We start from the raw sequence: 16251 nt of genomic DNA on the forward strand, positions 1-16251 counted from the left end.
CGTGGCGGCACCGCGCCGCGCCTCCAGTCCGTCGTGGACTGTTCGCAACGCGTCGCTCGCGTGGCGCCGACTGGTCACGAACTGTCGCCTGCGGCGGTGCCAGCCGACACTTCGTGACCACTCGGCGAACCCGAGCGGGGAGTCGTGACCGCGTGCGCCGACCGACGGGAGGCCCGTGGCGGCGCCGCGCCGCGCCTCCGGTCCGTCGTGGGCTGGTCGCAACGCGTCGCTCGCGTGGCGCCGACTGGTCACGAACTGTCGGCTGCGGCGGTGCCGGCCGACGGTTGGTGACCACGCGGCGAACCTGAACGGGGAGTCGTGACCCCGTGCGCCGCCCGGCGGGAGGCTCGTGGTTGCGCCGCGCCGCGCCTCCGGTCCGTCGTGGGCTGGTCGCAACGCGTCGCTCGCGTGGCGCCGACTGGTCACGAACTGTCGGCTGCGGCGGTGCCGGCCGACACTTCGTGACCACGCGGCGCACCTGAGCGGGGCGTCGTGACCGCGCGCGCCGCGCGCGCCGCGCGCGCCGGCCGACGCGGCACCGAGAAGGGGCGAATGGGCCGGCCGTACGCCGGGTTCTGTCCCGCCGCTTGCGCGGCGGTGACGGCCATCTCTCTCGGACCGACGTTGCCGTCGGCCTCCAGCGGTCTACCCGAGGACTCGGCGAGCAGCCTCAACGTCCTCTGTCTGACCTTGCTCCGGGCGAGGTTTACCGAGCGGATCCGGTCACCCGGACCCCTGGTGGTCTCTTACACCACCGTTTCACCCTTACCGACGTTGCCGCCGGCGGTCTGCTTTCTGTGGCACTGTCTCGCGGATTGCTCCGGGTGGGTGTTACCCACCGCCCTGCTCTGTGGAGCCCGGACGTTCCTCGGCGCTCCCGGGGGAGCGACGCGACCGTCTCACCGACCCATTCGCTGGTGCGAGTCTACCCGGGTCCGCGGCGCCCGTCGCGGCGCCCGACGCCGCCCGACGCAGGACGTGCGCGCGACCTGCGCGCGTCGCTGATGAGAACGGGCGTCCCTGGTCGGAAGTTCGGACCGGGTACGCCCGTTTCGACCAGGTACGCCCGCGACGGGCCCAGCGCTACCGACTCCGCGCGGCGAGGGTCGCGGCGCCGATGATGCCGGCGTTGTTGCGGAGCGTCGCGGGGATGATGTCCGCCTGCAGGTCGAGCAGCGGGAGGAACTCCTCGTACTGCTTCGAGACCCCGCCGCCGACGACGAAGAGCTCGGGGGAGAGCAGCGCCTCGAGCGTCGAGTAGTACTTCTGCAGGCGCTTCGCCCAGTGCTTCCACGACAGGTCGTCGCGCTCCTTGGCGGCGAACGAGGCGCGGGACTCGGCGTCGTGCCCCTCGATCTCCAGGTGGCCGAACTCGGAGTTGACGATGAGCACGCCGTCGTTGATGAGCGCGGTGCCGATGCCGGTGCCGAGCGTCGTCACGATGACCAGGCCGTCCTTGCCCTTGGCCGCACCGAACTGCTGCTCGGCGAACCCGGCGGCGTCGGCGTCGTTGACGAAGTGGATGGAGCGGCCGAGTTCCTTCTCGAACAGCGCCTCGGCCTCGAAGCCGATCCACTTCTTCGACACGTTCGCGGCGGACATCGTCTTGCCGTCCCGCACGATCGCCGGGAAGCAGACCCCGACGGGGACGTCGTCACCGGGGGCGAGCTCACCGATGATCTCCTTGACCACCGCCGTGATGTCCTGGGGCTTCCCGCCCTCGGGCGTGGCCTTCTTGATGCGGTCCGTGGTGAGGGCGCCGGACGCGACGTCGACGATCGCGCCCTTGATGCCCGTACCACCGATGTCGACGCCGACTGCGAGGGAGGTCATGAGGTTGTCGTGCCTTTCGGTTGCCTGCCGGAGGTGTCCGGTCAGGAGACGGTGAGGAGCTCCGCGCCGCGTTCGGTGACGACGAGGGTGTGCTCGAACTGCGCGGTCCACGACTTGTCGCGGGTCGACACGGTCCAGTCGTCGGACCAGATGTCGGCTTCGATGCCGCCGAGTGTGAGCATGGGCTCGATGGTGAACACCATGCCGGGTTCGATCACCGTGTCGTACTGCGGTGCGTCGTGGTGGGGGATGATCAGGCCGGAGTGGAAGGCCCGACCGACGCCGTGTCCGGTGTAGTCGCGGACGACGCCGTAGCCGAAGCGCTTCGCGTACGCCTCGATGGCACGACCGATGACGTTGACCTGGCGACCGGGGGCGACGGCCTTGATGCCGCGCTCGAGGGCGAGGCGCGTGCGGGTCACGAGGTCCTCGACCTCCTGCGACGCCTGGCCGACGACGAACGTCCGGTTCGTGTCGCCGTGCATGCCGTCCTTGTAGGCGGTGATGTCGATGTTGACGAGGTCGCCCTCCTGCAGGACGGTGTCGTCGGGGATGCCGTGGCAGATGACCTCGTTGAGGCTCGAGCAGAGCGACTTCGGGTAGCCGCGGTACCCGAGCGTGGAGGGGTAGGCACCGTGCGCGACGACGAACTCGTGCCCGATGCGGTCGAGCTCGTCGGTGGTCACGCCGGGGCGGATCGCCTGCCCGACGGCGTCGATGGCCTGCGACGCGATGCGTCCGGCGACCCGGATGCGCTCGACCTCGTCGGGCGTGTAGGTGTCACCGAGGCCGTGCTCGTGCGGCTCGACCTTCCCGACGTACTCCGGACGCTCGATGTCCTTCGGGACGGCGCGGTGCGGGGAGATCCGGCCGGCGGTCAGGTGTCCGTGTTCGTCCCGGGGCATGGCGACCACTCTAGCCGCGGCGCGACGCGCCGAGCGCAACGGCTGCACGGTGCGGCCTGGCTGGGTGGGCGCGACTGCCTGGAGGCCCGGTGCCGGTCCGCCGGACCGGCGCCGGGCCTCCAGGGGGTCAGGTGGGTACGGTGGGCGGCATGAGCGACGAACGCATCGAGTCCCAGTGGTGGTTCAACGACAAGACCGGCCAGGTCGAGCAGGGTCCCCAGTCGCCGCAGCGCGACCGGATCGGCCCGTTCGAGTCGCGCGAGGAGGCGCAGCACGCGCTCGACCGCATCGCCGCGAACAACGAGAAGTGGGACGCCGAGGACCGCTGAGCACCGCGGTCGGCGGCCTGTCGGCACCCTGGTGACGGCGCGTCGCACGGCCCCGCGCACACCGCCGGACCACTAGCCTGGGACGAGGCCCGCCAGCGGCCACCCGATACACGGAAAGGTCGTGCATGGACAAGCAGACGGACTTCGTGCTCCGCACCATCGAGGAGCGCGGGATCAAGTTCATCCGACTCTGGTTCACGGACGTCATCGGGACGCTGAAGTCGGTGGCGATCGCCCCGGCCGAGGTCGAGGGCGCGTTCGCCGAGGGCATCGGGTTCGACGGCTCCGCGATCGAGGGCCTCACCCGTTCGTACGAGGCCGACGTCCTGGCGCACCCGGACCCCTCGACGTTCCAGATCCTGCCGTGGCGCGGCGAGATCGACCCCACCGCGCGGATGTTCTGCGACATCACGACGCCGGACGGGCAGCCCGCCGTGGCCGACCCCCGCAACGTGCTGAAGCGCACCCTGGCGCGGGCGAGCGACCGCGGGTTCACGTTCTACACGCACCCCGAGATCGAGTTCTACCTGCTGAAGAGCCGCGAGTGGAAGGACGGCGGCCCGCAGCCCGTCGACCAGGCCGGCTACTTCGACAACGTCCCCGGTGGCAGCGCGCACGACTTCCGCCGTCGGTCCGTCCGCATGCTCGAGGACCTCGGCATCTCGGTCGAGTTCTCGCACCACGAGGCCGGCCCCGGGCAGAACGAGATCGACCTCCGCTACGCCGACGCACTGACGATGGCGGACAACATCATGACGTTCCGCACCGTGGTGAAGGAAGTGGCGATCGAGCAGGGCGTCTACGCGACGTTCATGCCGAAGCCGCTCTCCGGCCAGCCCGGCTCCGGCATGCACACCCACGTCTCGCTGTTCGAGGGCGACCAGAACGCCTTCTACGAGGCGGGCGGCCAGTACCAGCTGTCGCAGACGGCCAAGCACTTCATCGCCGGTGTGCTGAAGCACGCGCCGGAGATCACCGCGGTGACGAACCAGTTCGTCAACTCGTACAAGCGGCTCTGGGGCGGCGACGAGGCCCCGTCCTTCGTGACCTGGGGACACAACAACCGTTCGGCCCTGGTGCGCGTGCCGCTCTACAAGCCGAACAAGGGCCAGTCCGCGCGCATCGAGTACCGCGGCATCGACTCGGCGGCGAACCCGTACCTGGCGTACTCGCTGCTGCTCGCCGCCGGCCTCAAGGGCATCGAGGAGGAGTACGAGCTCCCCGCCGAGGCCGAGCACGACGTCTGGAGCCTCAGTGACTCGGAGCGGAAGGCCCTCGGGTACAGCCAGCTCCCGTCGAGCCTCGACCACGCCCTGAGCCTGATGGAGGACTCCGAGCTGGTCGCCGAGACCCTCGGCGAGCAGGTGTTCAACTTCGTGCTGCTCAACAAGCGGCAGGAGTGGAAGCGCTACCGCGACCAGGTCACCCCGTTCGAGCTCGACACCAACCTCGGCGCGCTCTAGAACCGAGCGCCCTGACCCCTCGGGAGCACGTTCCACATGACCGGTCGGACGACGACGTCACGTTCGGAGCTGGCCCGTCTGGGGTTCGCCGAGCTGTCGGAGAGCCTGGAGCGCGCTGCCGACCTGGAGGCCCGGTTCGGCCCCGACGTGCCGCTGCCGGTCGCGGGGTCTGCCGCGCTCTGGGGCGGTACCGCTGATCCCGACGGCGCCCTGCGGATGCTCGAGCGGCTGCTCGAGCGGGCACCGGACGAGCTACGCCCCGTCCTGACGGACGACGCGGCGACCGCGCGCCTGATCCACCTGCTCGGCGCGTCGATCGGCCTCGGGGAGTTCCTGCACCGACGGCCCGCCGAACTCGACCTGCTGCTCGAGCCGGTCGCCGAACCGTGGTCGCAGGAGCGGTACACGGCGTCGCTGACCGAGGCGGTCGACGGCGCCACGGGTGAGGACGCCCGGATGCGCCTGCGCGTGCGCTACCGCCGGCACCTGGCCCAGATCGCGCTGTTCGACGTGCTGCACGACGTGCCGACCGATGCGTTCCCCGCCGTGGCGGCGGGCCTCGCCGACCTGGCCGGCGCCACCCTCGACGCTGCCGTCGACATCGCCCGGCGCGAGGTGCCGTTCCCCGCGGCCGACGTCGCGGCCACCCCGCTCGCGGTGATCGCGATGGGCAAGGCCGGGGCGCGCGAACTCAACTACGTCAGCGACGTCGACGTCATCTTCGTCACCGAGTCGACCGACGACATCGCCGTCGACCGCGCCGTCCTCGTCTCCACGCGCATCGCGATCGCCGCCATGCACGCGATCACCGACCTCGCCGCCGAACCCGCCCTGTGGGAGGTCGACGCGAACCTGCGCCCCGAGGGCAAGGACGGAGCCCTCGTCCGCACCCTCGACTCGCACGTGGCGTACTACGAGCGCTGGGCGAAGGGGTGGGAGTTCCAGGCGCTGTTGAAGGCCCGTCCGATCGCCGGCTCCGCCGACCTGGGCGCCCGCTACGCCGAGGCCGTCGCGTCGTTCGTGTGGAACTCCGCGACCCGGCCGGGGTTCGTCGAGTCGGTGCAGCGGATGCGCGAGCGTGTGACGGAGCACATCCCGGACGCCGACGTCGACCGGCAGCTCAAGCTCGGCCCCGGCGGCCTGCGTGACGTCGAGTTCACGGTGCAGCTCCTGCAGCTCGTGCACGGCCGCGACGACCCGTCCGTCCGGGTCCGGTCGACGCTCGAGGCCATGGACGCCCTGACCGACGCCGGGTACGTCGGCCGTGCCGAGGCCGCGCGGTTCGGACCGGACTACGCCCTGCTCCGCGTGCTCGAACACCGGATCCAGCTCCGCCGCCTGCAGCGGACGCACCTGATGCCCTCCGACGAGGAGGAGCTGCGGGTGCTCGCCCGGTCGAGCGGTGTCGCGGCATCGGCGCCGGCGCTCGAGGCCCGCTGGCGTGCCGTGAAGCTCGAGGTCCGTGGGCTGCACGAGCGCCTGTTCTACCGTCCGCTGCTGTCTGCCGTGGCTTCGACCGAGGACGAGATCGTCCTGACCAACGACCAGGTCGTCGACCGCCTGGCAGGCGTCGGTTTCGTCGATCCCACCGGCGCGGTCGGGCACATCCGCGCACTCACCCAGGGCACGAGCCGGCGTGCGGCGATCCAGCGGAACCTGCTCCCGGTGCTCCTGCGGTGGATGGCCGAGGGGCCGGCACCGGACCGCGCCCTGCTCGCCTTCCGGCGGCTGAGCGACGGCCTGGGGGAGTCGAGCTGGTTCCTCCGGATGCTGCGGGACTCCTCCGGTGCCGCGCACTCGCTCACCACCGTGCTGTCCGAGTCGGCGTTCCTGTCCGGGCTGCTCGAGCGGTTCCCCGAGGCCGTGGCCTGGCTCGACGAACCCGAGGCGCTGCTGCGTCCACGACCGATGGACTCGCTGCTCGCCGAGATGACCGCGACCACCGCCCGGCACGGCAACGACGTCGACGGCGCCGCGGCCCTGCTGCGGTCGGCCCGCCGCCGCGAGACCCTGCGGCTCGGCATGGCCGCCGTCCTCGGCTCGCTCGACGTCGACGGTCTCGGCCCGGCCCTGACCGACGTCACCGAGGCCACCCTCGCCGGAGCCCTCGCACTCGCCCGCCGCGACGCCCCCGAGGGCTTCGAGTTCGGCATCATCGCGATGGGCCGGTACGGCGGACGGGAGCTCGGCTTCGGGTCCGACGCCGACGTGCTGTACGTGTACCGGGCACCCGACCTTGCACCCGAGGTCGCGTCGCGGACGGCCCAGACGATCGTGCGCGAGCTCAACCGGCTCACCGAGGACACGATACACCCGCTCGACCTGGACATCGACCTGCGGCCCGAGGGCAAGAACGGCCCCGTCGTGCGGACGCTCGAGTCGTACGGGGCCTACTACGCCCGCTGGTCGCTCACGTGGGAGGCCCAGGCGCTCCTCCGCGCACGGGGCGCCGTCGGCGACGCGCAGCTCCTCCGCGACTTCGAGCACCTCGCCGACCGCACCCGGTACCCGGAGCAGATCGACGACCACCAGGTGCGCGAGGTCCGCCGCATCAAGGCCCGCGTGGAGTCCGAACGGCTGCCCCGCGGCGCGGACCCGGCCAGGCACCTCAAGCTCGGGCGCGGGTCGCTCAGCGACGTGGAGTGGTTCGTGCAACTCCTGCAGCTGCAGCACGCGCTCGAGATCCCCTCGCTCCGGACGACGTCCACGCTCGAGGCCCTCGACGCCGCGGTCGACGCCGGACTGGTCGGTGCCGAGGACGGCGAGCGGCTCGGAGCCGCCTGGCGTTTCGCGTCGCGCACCCGCAGCGCCCTCGTGCTGTGGTCGGGGAAGACCACCGACGTCCTGCCCGTCGACCGCGTCCAGCTCGAGGGTGTCGCTCGTCTGATGGAGTACCCGCCGGGCTCCGCGAGCCGTCTCGAGGACGACTACCTCGGCATCACGCGGCGAGCCCGACAGGTGTTCGAGCGCGAGTTCTACGGCGCCTGACCCGCCCGCGACACGCCCGGATGTCTTCTGACGGACCCGACCTGAGCACCCGTCGAAGGTGAATTCTCCGCGTCGCGCTGCGTCCCCCGACGACCCGTCCTTCGTACCCCTGCCCGGAGTGCTGTCGGAGCCGTTACCGGGCCGTGACCGAACTCCCACCGGACCGCCAGGGGACCTTTTCCGACGTCCCCCGACACGCCCGGTGACCTCCTGCTGACCTGGGCTTTCCGTCGGAGTCGGCCCGTGCCTCCAGGCCGCACCTGTTGCCCATCCGGACGACGGTCGTCGGAACAGTGGTCCGCAGGAGTGCTGTCAGCACGACGGGGGACTGCTCCGACCGGCCGAGAGGGGGACCGGTGTGTACCCCGTAACACGCCCGTAACGCCCCCGGACGGGGGTCGCGTTGCGGCGGCCCCCAGGTTCTGCATCAATGGCATCACCCGAACCGCCCTGATTCCCCGATGAAGCGGAATCTCCACCTCGAACGTTGAAGCAGGGATCAGTGTTCACCTTCATTCTGCAGATCAGGCAGATGGTCGAAGGCCACCCCGAGTTCTACCTGTTCGCCGTGTACTCCGCGGTGATCTGGTTGCTCTGGTTGCTCAAGGTCGTCATCTCCGCCCGCTACCGCCCCTTCACCGGCACCTTCGTCGGTACCACCAGCGTCGTCGTCCCCGTCGTGGACGAACCGCTCGACCTGTTCCGTGACGTCATCGGCCGCATGGTCGAACAGCGGCCCGGCGAGATCATCGTCGTCATCAACGGAGCCCGCAACGAGGCGCTCGAAGAGGTCTGCGACGAGTTCGCCCCGCTCGTCCGCTGGACCCACACGCCCATCCCGGGCAAGCGGAACGCCGTCAAGGTCGGCACCGAGATGTCCAACGGCGACATCACCGTGCTGGTCGACTCCGACACCGTCTGGACGCCCGGCGCGCTCGAGGAACTCCTCCGGCCGTTCGCCGACGAGTCCGTCGGCGGTGTGACGACCCGGCAGCGCATCCTCGAGCCGGAGCGCAGCTGGATCACCCGCTGGGCCGACTGGCTCGAGAACTCGCGGGCGCTCTACTCGATGCCGGCACAGAGTGTCCTCGGGCAGATCGGCTGCCTGCCCGGGCGCACCATCGCGTTCCGCCGGAGCATCCTCATGCGGGTCATGGACCGGTTCATGCACGAGAAGTTCATGGGCGTGTTCCTCGAGGTCTCCGACGACCGCACGCTGACGAACCTCACCCTCAAGGAGGGGTACCGCACCGTCTACCAGTACACGTCGCTGGTCTACACGGACGCCCCGCTGCAGGTGAAGAAGCTGTTCAAGCAGCAGCTCCGCTGGGCGCGCGGCTCGCAGTACAACACGCTGCGGATGCTGCCGTGGATGCTCGGCCACGCCCCGATCCTGGCGGCGTTCTTCATCACCGACATCATCCTGCCGTTCATGCTCTTCGGCGTGATCGCGGGCTGGATCTACCGCGCCTTCACCGGCCAGGGCGAGAACCTGTACCAGGGCATCCTGTCGCAGTACGGCTTCTCGACCGGCTTCGTCTACGTGGCGGCGCTCATGGTGATCTCGAGCGTGCTGAGCATGGCCATCCGCCAGATGCGGCACCTGTCCGAGAAGCCGAGCGACTTCTTCCGCCTGCCGATGTTCATCATCGTGTCGACGTTCTTCCTCATGCCGATCCGGCTCATCGGCTTCTTCCGCCTGGCGCACGCGTCCGGCTGGGGGACCCGTGCCGGCGCCTACGCCGGTGGTCCGATGCAGGAGGAGCCGGCGGACGCCGCCCAGCCGTTGTCGTCCACCGCGCAGGTGCCGGTCAGCCCGATCGACGCGGAACGTGCCCGGATGGCCGGAGCGGGCGCAGGTCCGTCCGGTTCGGGCTCGGGCTCGGGTTCGCCGTCCCCGCACGAGACCGTCGACCAGGTGGCCGTCGACCGTGCGTTCGACGAGCTCTTCGGCGCCGACGCGGCGACCAACTCCACCACCACCGTGCTCGCCACCCGTCGCGAGGCCGCAGCCGCGGTCGCGCAGCAGGAGGCACAGCGAGCAGCTGCGCCGGCTCCCGCCCGAGCCCGCCGCTACAACCCGTACGCAGCGATCCCGTACGTGATCGGCATCGCGATCTTCGCCCTGGAGGCGTTCCTCATTGTCTGACTTCATCCGTTCCTCGAGTACTTGGTGGGCGCAGTCCAGCAAGCACGCCCGCCGGACGGCCATCGGCACGACGGCCATCGTGCTCGCCCTCGGCCTCATCACCTGGTCGGTGTGGATCTCGCCCTCCGGTCCCGTCTCCACCGCCGTGCACCAGGCGCTCGGCGTCGAGGCGCCGAAGGCCAAGAAGGTGTCCGCCGCCGAGCTGCAGACGCAGCTCGACGCCGCCCAGGAGCGCATCTGGTCGCTCGAGGGCAAGCTCGACTCCCGCACGGCCCAGGCCGGGTCGCGCGGTGACCAGATCACGGAGCTCAAGGCGCAGATCGCGTCGCTCCAGTCCCAGCTCGGTGCCGCGAAGAGCTCGGGAGGCTCGTCCAAGGTCGACGCCGCGGGTTCCGGCAACAACGGGTCGGGCTCCGGCGGATCCGGCGCGGGTTCCGCCGGCGGGTCCGGGTCGGGTCCGTCCGACAACGGGTCCGGCAGCGGTTCCGGATCCGGCAACGGATCCGGCTCGGGCAGCGGTTCCAAGCCGAACCCCGGCCCCTCGACCGATCCGGGGGCCACCCCGGTCGTGACGCCGACGAAGGCCGAGATCCTCGGGCAGCAGTCGCGCTGGTACGGCCTCTACACCGCGCAGTCGCCGTTCAACTGGGCCGAGTACGACGAGGTCTCCCAGCAGGTCGGCACCGCGTCGAACATGACCGGCTTCTTCCAGGGCTTCGACCAGGAGTTCAACGCCACCGCGGTGCAGCGCTCCTGGGCCAACGGCCGCGTGCCCCTGATGACGTGGGAGACGGTGCCGGCGCAGACCAGCAACGATCAGAAGTACGTCCCCGGGTACACCAACGAGGACATCTCCGGCGGATCGTTCGACGCCTACCTGACGAAGTACGCCAAAGCGCTGAAGGCCAACGGGCAGCCGATGGTCATCCGTCTCGACCACGAGATGAACGGCTCCTGGTACAACTGGTCCGAGGGTGACGCGCAGAAGAACCCGGCCGGCTCCTACGTCAAGATGTGGCAGCACGTGCACGACGTCTTCCAGGCGAACGGTGCGAACAAGTACGTCATCTGGGACTGGTCCCCGAGCCGTATCGACAAGCTCGGCAACCCGAAGTACCAGACGCTCGACTACATGCGGCAGTACTACCCGGGCTCGGACTACGTGGACTGGGTCGGCATGAGCGGCTACTACCGCGACGCCGACGAGCAGCCGTCCTTCGCGAACACGTTCGGAGCGACGCTCGCGCAGCTCCGCCAGATCGCGCCGGGCAAGGGCATCATGCTCAACGAGATCGGGGCGACCGAGACCGGCACCAGCGTCGCGAACCCGCAGAAGACGCAGTGGATCGACTCGCTCTTCGACGCGCTGGCAGACCCCGCCAACAAGGACATCGTCGGCTTCGCGTACTTCAGCGAGACGGCGACCACGATCATCGACGGCAAGCGCACCACGAACGACTGGCGTCTCAACTCCCGCGCCGATTCCCTCAAGGCCTTCGCCGAGGGCATCAAGCGCAACGACATCGACTACGACCTGCAGGAGGTCACGCAATGAGCGAGTCCAAGAAGTCGACCGCATCGGCCGACACCCGTCCCGCACCCGTCATCAGCGTCATCGGCACCGGCTACCTCGGTGCCACCCACGCAGCCGCCATGGCCGAGATGGGCTTCGAGACCATCGGTGTCGACATCGACCCGTCGAAGCTCGCCGCGCTGTCCGCCGGCGAGGTCCCGTTCTTCGAGCCCGGGCTCCCCGAGCTCATCACGAAGCACGTCGCCAGCGGCAAGCTCCGCTTCACCGCCGACATCGCCTCGGCCGTCGCCGCCGCGGACGTCCACTTCGTCTGCGTCGGCACCCCGCAGAAGGCCGGATCGCACGCCGCGAACCTGGCCTACGTCGAGAGCGCCACCCGCGGTGTCGCCGAGAACCTCACCCACCCCGGGCTCATCGTCGGCAAGTCGACGGTCCCGGTCGGCACGGCATCGCGGCTCCGCGGCATCGTCCGCGAGTTCACCCCCGCCGGCATCGACGCGGAACTCATCTGGAACCCCGAGTTCCTGCGCGAGGGCAAGGCCGTCGAGGACACCCTGCACCCGGACCGCCTGGTCTGGGGCGGCGCGTCCGAGGCTGCCGACGCCGTGATCCGCGAGGTCTACGCCGCACCCATCAACGAGGGCACCCCGGTCATCACCACCGACCTCGCCACCGCGGAGCTCGTCAAGGTCAGCGCCAACGCGTTCCTCGCCACGAAGATCTCGTTCATCAACGCGATCTCCGAGATGTGCGCCATCACTGGCGCCGACGTCTCCACGCTCGCCGACGCCCTGGGCCACGACGCCCGCATCGGCCGGAAGTTCCTGAACGCCGGTCTCGGCTTCGGCGGTGGCTGCCTGCCGAAGGACATCCGGGCCCTCATGTACCGCGCCAACGAGATCGGCGCCGGACAGGTCGTCGGGCTCATGCAGCAGGTCGACGAGATCAACATGGGGCAGCGCCAGCGGGTCATCGACATGGCGATCGACTCGGCCGGGGGATCGGTGCTGAACCGTCGCGTGGCCGTCATCGGTGCCGCGTTCAAGCCCCTGACCGACGACGTCCGCGACTCCCCGGCGCTCAACGTCGCCGCGGCGCTGCACCTCCGCGGCGCCCAGGTGACGCTCTGGGACCCCGAGGCGATGGAGCCCGCGAAGCGCTCGTTCCCGACGCTGAGCTACGCCGAGTCGATGACGGACGCGATCGAGGGCGCCGACGTCGTCCTCGTGCTCACCGAGTGGGACGACATCATCACCGCCGACCCGGTCGCCCTCGGTGACCTCGTCGGCCGCCGCGTCGTCATCGACGCGCGCAACTGCCTCCCGGTCGCCGACTGGGTCAAAGCGGGGTGGACCGTCCGTTCCCTGGGACGTCCCACGCCGGTCACGGGTGCACCCGTGAGCGTCGCAGCGGGGACGAACGACGCGTTGGCCACGAGCCGCTAGTCACCGTTCGCGAGACGGGGTCCGTGCCGGGCGGCTCGGGCCCCGTTCCCGTGCGCCCGGGGCCTGGTCTGTCCGGGCGTCCATGGTCGGAAGTTTCCTCCAGGGACGCCCGATTCCGCTTCCCAGTCCAGCTGGGATGGGAAGGAACGTGCGTCGCGACCAGCCTGGAGGCCCGGTGCCCGCCCGCCGGACCGGCACCGGGCCTCCAGGCGGTCGCGTCCGCACCCCGCGCCGAAGCGACACATTCCTGCGGATGGTTCGCGGCACACTGTCGCTGTCGCGGCACAGAGGAAGGGCCCCGCACCTGACGGTGCGGGGCCCTTCCTGTGTCAGCGAGACTCAGACGCCGAAGTACAGCTCGTACTCGAACGGGTGCGGGCGCTGGGCCAGCGGGAGGATCTCGTTCTCACGCTTGTAGTCGATCCAGGTCTGGATGAGGTCCTCGGTGAAGACGTTGCCCTTCGTGAGGAACTCGTGGTCGGCCTCGAGCGCGTCGAGCGCCTCGTCGAGGGACCCGGGGACCTGGGGGATGCCCTTTGCCTCTTCCGGCGGGAGCTCGTACAGGTCCTTGTCGACCGGCTCGTGCGGCTCGATGCGGTTCTGGATGCCATCGAGGCCCGCCATCAGCTGCGCGGCGAAGGCGAGGTACGGGTTGCCCGAGGCGTCGGGCGCACGGAACTCGATGCGCTTGGCCTTCGGGTTCGTGCCCGTGATCGGGATGCGGATCGCCGCCGAGCGGTTGCCGGCCGAGTAGACCAGGTTGACCGGGGCCTCGAAGCCCTTGACCAGACGGTGGTACGAGTTGATCGACGGGTTGGTGAAGGCGAGCAGCGCCGGGGCGTGCTTCAGGATGCCGCCGATGTACCAGCGGGCGAGGTCCGACAGACCGCCGTAGCCGTTCTCGTCGTAGAACAGCGGCTTGCCGTCCGACCAGAGCGACTGGTGGGTGTGCATGCCCGAACCGTTGTCGCCGAAGAGCGGCTTCGGCATGAAGGTGGCGACCTTGCCCCACTGGTCGGCCGTGTTCTTGACGATGTACTTGAACTTCAGGATGTCGTCCGCGGCGTGGACCATCGTGTCGAACTTGTAGTTGATCTCCTGCTGACCGCCGGTGCCCACCTCGTGGTGCGAACGCTCGAGCTCGAAGCCCGCGTCGATCAGCTTGAGGGTGATGTCGTCGCGCAGGTCGGCGGTCTTGTCGACCGGCGACACGGGGAAGTAGCCGCCCTTGTAGGGGGTCTTGTTGGCGAGGTTGCCGCCCTCTTCGTCACGACCGGTGTTCCAGGCGCCCTCTTCGGAGTCGACCGCGTAGAACGACTCGTTCTGCGTGACCGAGTAGCGGACGTCGTCGAAGATGTAGAACTCGGCCTCGGGGGCGAAGAACGCGGTGTCCGCGATGCCCGTCGACGCGAGGTACTTCTCAGCCTTCTTCGCCACCTGGCGCGGGTCGCGGCCGTAGATCTCGCCGTTCCGCGGGTTGTAGATGTCGAAGATCATGATGAGCGTGCGCTCGGCGCGGAACTGGTCGACGTACGCCGTGGTGACATCGGGGATCAGCTGCATGTCGGACTCGTGGATCGACGCAAAGCCGCGGATGGAGGAGCCGTCGAACAGCTGGCCGACCGAGAAGAAGTCCTCGTCGACGGTGGATGCCGGGATGTTGAAGTGCTGCTGCACACCGGGCAGGTCCGTGAAGCGGATGTCGAGGAACTTGACGTCGGTGTCCTTGATGAAGGCCAGGACCTCGGAGGAATCGCTGAACATGGGGCCGATCTCCAATGGGTTGGGTGATGTCGGAGGCACCGGTCAAGGCACCCTCCGACGAGGCTATTGACACGGGGTTTCCCGGACATGACTGGTTTGTTTCGGGCGTGTTACGCCCAGGTGGTCGCCTACGCTGGGGACCATGGCCCGCAGCACCTCCAGTCCGTCCGCGCCCTCCGAGCACCCGGATGGGTGGCCGGGCAAGGACCTCGGGCTGCCGGAGGAGGGGCCCCGCAGCGTCGGGCGCATCGGCCGCCGCGTCGTGGCGCTCCTGATCGACGGCGCCCTGGCTGACCTCGTCGCCTACGTCACCGGCGTGTGGTCACCGGTGAACGGGTCGGGCGACATCGCACACACCTGGATCCAGCTCGCGATCTTCGCCGTCCTGCAGATCCTGTTCATCTGCCTGCTGTCCGGCTCGTTCGGGCACATCTGCGTCGGCCTGCGGGTCGTCCCGATGCGTGGGGGCTACGTCGGGGTGTGGCGGCCCGTCGTCCGGACCGTGCTGCTCTGCCTGGTGGTGCCGGCGCTCATCATCGACCGTGACAGCCGCGGAGCGCACGACCGCATCGCCGGGACGGTGCTCGTCCGACGCTGATCGCGGGTGCCGCGGGTGCCGCGGGTGCCGTGGGTGCCGCGGGTGCCGCGGGCGTGCGGCGCGAGGGCCGTGGCTGTCCGCACGGTGCGAGGTCGATCGTCCGGTGCGAGGCTGCCTACTCCGTGCGCGACCCGTCCCCTCGCACCGAGTAGGCAACCTCGCACGGTGCGAGATTGCGCCGGGCCTCCACCGCAGGCCCTCGCACGGTGCGAGTTTGTACGCCGGCCTTCGCACGGTGCGAGGTTGCGCGCCGGGCCTCCGCCGCCGGACGTCGCACCGTGCGAGGTTGCTCAGCTGACGGGAGGTTCCCTGCTCCGTGCGCCGCCGGAGACCCGCACCGAGCTGGCAACCGCGCACGGTTCAGCGAAGGTCGCACCGTGCGGACCCGTGCGGACCCGTGCGGACCCGCGCTGACCCGCGCGAACGCCGCAGCCCGCACCCGCCGTCACCCCACGTCCACACGAAGACGCCCCCGACCAGGATCGGTCGGGGGCGTCTTCGTGTGTTGCGGCTGGGTCAGCGCGGCCGTCCGGCACGGGCACGCATCGGGTCCATGCCCTTCGGGATCGAGGCCGCGGGGCTCTGCGTCAGCGAGTCGAGACGGTTCGCGACCGCCAGGACCTCGTTGCGGTTGAGCGACTTCTTGAGCTTGTTCATGGCACGGGGCAGCTTGTGCAGCGTCAGGCTCTCGCCGGTGCCATCACCGACGTGCAGCACGTGCACGGCGACGTTCGGCACGATGCGCTGGACCTTGCGGCGCTCCTCGTCGAGCTGACGGCTGAGGTTGCCGCGCTGGCCCTCGGTGATCAGCACGACACCCGGGCGACCGACCGCGCGGTAGACCGCGGACTGGGAGCGACCGTGCACCGCGACCGGCATCTCGCTCGAGCGCCACTGCCGACGGAGCGAGTTCGACAGCACGGCGCCGACGGCACCGGGCTGGCCTTCGATCTGCGAGTAGGCGGCACGTTCAGCGAGACGGGTGAGCACGATCAGGAAGAGCAGCACACCGAGCAGCACACCGGCGACGATCCACAGGACGACCGCGAGCCAGTTCTGCCCCGGCAGGAGCAGCGCCAGCAGGACACCGAGGACGACCGGAACGACGAAGGCGAGGGCGAACCACCAGACCGACGACGGGTCGGCCTTGCGGGTCATCTGGAAGACCTGGAACATCTGCTTGAGACGCCCCGGCTCCTTCGCCTTCTTGTCTGTGGAAGAGCTGCGTGCCATGGGAACAGGA

11 protein-coding genes and 1 other RNA gene are annotated in these 16251 nt (G+C 69.9%); 7 read left to right on the top strand and 5 right to left on the bottom strand.

Annotation, left to right across the window (positions count from 1 at the left end):
• Positions 1 to 549: 549 nt before the first annotated feature.
• The 3 genes from rnpB to map form a co-directional block, all read right to left on the bottom strand.
• An RNA gene (rnpB, locus tag ACL00U_RS07890) (RNase P RNA component class A) lies at positions 550 to 910 on the bottom strand.
• Positions 911 to 1083: 173 nt separating this feature from the next.
• Positions 1084 to 1833 carry a polyphosphate--glucose phosphotransferase gene (gene ppgK, locus ACL00U_RS07895; protein WP_042537019.1) on the bottom strand — a complete coding sequence of 250 codons (750 nt, stop codon included), beginning with the start codon at positions 1831 to 1833 and terminating at the stop codon, positions 1084 to 1086.
• Positions 1834 to 1874: 41 nt separating this feature from the next.
• Complete coding sequence (gene map, locus ACL00U_RS07900; RefSeq protein WP_031259254.1) at positions 1875 to 2738, bottom strand: type I methionyl aminopeptidase; 864 nt, start codon at positions 2736 to 2738, stop codon at positions 1875 to 1877.
• A gap of 149 nt (positions 2739 to 2887) precedes the next feature.
• Between map and ACL00U_RS07905 the strand changes: the two genes are divergently transcribed.
• The 6 genes from ACL00U_RS07905 (at position 2888) to ACL00U_RS07930 (ending at position 12646) form a co-directional block, all read left to right on the top strand.
• Positions 2888 to 3067: an SPOR domain-containing protein gene (locus ACL00U_RS07905; RefSeq protein WP_017886076.1), complete on the top strand. Its 180-nt coding sequence runs from the start codon at positions 2888 to 2890 to the stop codon at positions 3065 to 3067.
• Between the two features lie 125 nt (positions 3068 to 3192).
• Positions 3193 to 4530 (top strand): type I glutamate--ammonia ligase, encoded by a 1338-nt coding sequence (glnA, locus tag ACL00U_RS07910; protein WP_412874030.1) that lies wholly within the window; start codon positions 3193 to 3195, stop codon positions 4528 to 4530.
• A gap of 36 nt (positions 4531 to 4566) precedes the next feature.
• Complete coding sequence (locus tag ACL00U_RS07915) at positions 4567 to 7518, top strand: bifunctional [glutamine synthetase] adenylyltransferase/[glutamine synthetase]-adenylyl-L-tyrosine phosphorylase (RefSeq protein WP_214562123.1); 2952 nt, start codon at positions 4567 to 4569, stop codon at positions 7516 to 7518.
• Positions 7519 to 8020: 502 nt separating this feature from the next.
• Positions 8021 to 9667, top strand: a complete 1647-nt coding sequence (locus ACL00U_RS07920) for a glycosyltransferase family 2 protein (RefSeq protein ID WP_412874031.1) — start codon at positions 8021 to 8023, stop codon at positions 9665 to 9667.
• Positions 9660 to 11222 (top strand): glycosyl hydrolase, encoded by a 1563-nt coding sequence (locus ACL00U_RS07925; protein WP_156463743.1) that lies wholly within the window; start codon positions 9660 to 9662, stop codon positions 11220 to 11222. The genes ACL00U_RS07920 and ACL00U_RS07925 overlap by 8 nt, the downstream gene beginning before the upstream one ends.
• Complete coding sequence (locus ACL00U_RS07930; RefSeq protein WP_017886081.1) at positions 11219 to 12646, top strand: UDP-glucose dehydrogenase family protein; 1428 nt, start codon at positions 11219 to 11221, stop codon at positions 12644 to 12646. Before ACL00U_RS07925 ends, ACL00U_RS07930 begins: the two co-directional genes overlap by 4 nt.
• Positions 12647 to 12985: 339 nt before the next feature.
• On the opposite strand, the gene glnA (ACL00U_RS07935) is transcribed toward ACL00U_RS07930, so the two are convergent.
• Positions 12986 to 14410, bottom strand: coding sequence for a type I glutamate--ammonia ligase (glnA, locus tag ACL00U_RS07935; protein ID WP_017886082.1), 1425 nt, complete (start codon positions 14408 to 14410; stop codon positions 12986 to 12988).
• Positions 14411 to 14552: 142 nt separating this feature from the next.
• Between glnA (ACL00U_RS07935) and ACL00U_RS07940 the strand changes: the two genes are divergently transcribed.
• The gene (locus ACL00U_RS07940) at positions 14553 to 15008 is read left to right on the top strand and encodes an RDD family protein (RefSeq protein ID WP_017886083.1); all 456 of its coding nucleotides are present in this window, start codon (positions 14553 to 14555) and stop codon (positions 15006 to 15008) included.
• 516 nt (positions 15009 to 15524) lie between these two features.
• On the opposite strand, the gene ACL00U_RS07945 is transcribed toward ACL00U_RS07940, so the two are convergent.
• The gene (locus tag ACL00U_RS07945) at positions 15525 to 16241 is read right to left on the bottom strand and encodes a DUF4191 domain-containing protein (protein WP_042537027.1); all 717 of its coding nucleotides are present in this window, start codon (positions 16239 to 16241) and stop codon (positions 15525 to 15527) included.
• Positions 16242 to 16251 lie beyond the last annotated feature (10 nt).

It is taken from the genome of Curtobacterium poinsettiae (assembly GCF_047226435.1).
In the GTDB taxonomy this organism is placed as follows: Bacteria; Actinomycetota; Actinomycetes; order Actinomycetales; family Microbacteriaceae; genus Curtobacterium; species Curtobacterium poinsettiae.

Excerpts from the sequence above, each read along its gene's own strand:
- ppgK (WP_042537019.1), bottom strand. The coding sequence starts at position 1,833 with ATGACCTCCCTCGCAGTCGGCGTCGACATCGGTGGTACGGGCATCAAG.
- map (WP_031259254.1), bottom strand. The coding sequence starts at position 2,738 with ATGCCCCGGGACGAACACGGACACCTGACCGCCGGCCGGATCTCCCCG.
- ACL00U_RS07930 (WP_017886081.1), top strand. The coding sequence starts at position 11,219 with ATGAGCGAGTCCAAGAAGTCGACCGCATCGGCCGACACCCGTCCCGCA.
- ACL00U_RS07915 (WP_214562123.1), top strand. The coding sequence starts at position 4,567 with ATGACCGGTCGGACGACGACGTCACGTTCGGAGCTGGCCCGTCTGGGG.
- glnA (WP_412874030.1), top strand. The coding sequence starts at position 3,193 with ATGGACAAGCAGACGGACTTCGTGCTCCGCACCATCGAGGAGCGCGGG.
- ACL00U_RS07905 (WP_017886076.1), top strand. The coding sequence starts at position 2,888 with ATGAGCGACGAACGCATCGAGTCCCAGTGGTGGTTCAACGACAAGACC.
- ACL00U_RS07945 (WP_042537027.1), bottom strand. The coding sequence starts at position 16,241 with ATGGCACGCAGCTCTTCCACAGACAAGAAGGCGAAGGAGCCGGGGCGT.
- ACL00U_RS07940 (WP_017886083.1), top strand. The coding sequence starts at position 14,553 with ATGGCCCGCAGCACCTCCAGTCCGTCCGCGCCCTCCGAGCACCCGGAT.
- glnA (WP_017886082.1), bottom strand. The coding sequence starts at position 14,410 with ATGTTCAGCGATTCCTCCGAGGTCCTGGCCTTCATCAAGGACACCGAC.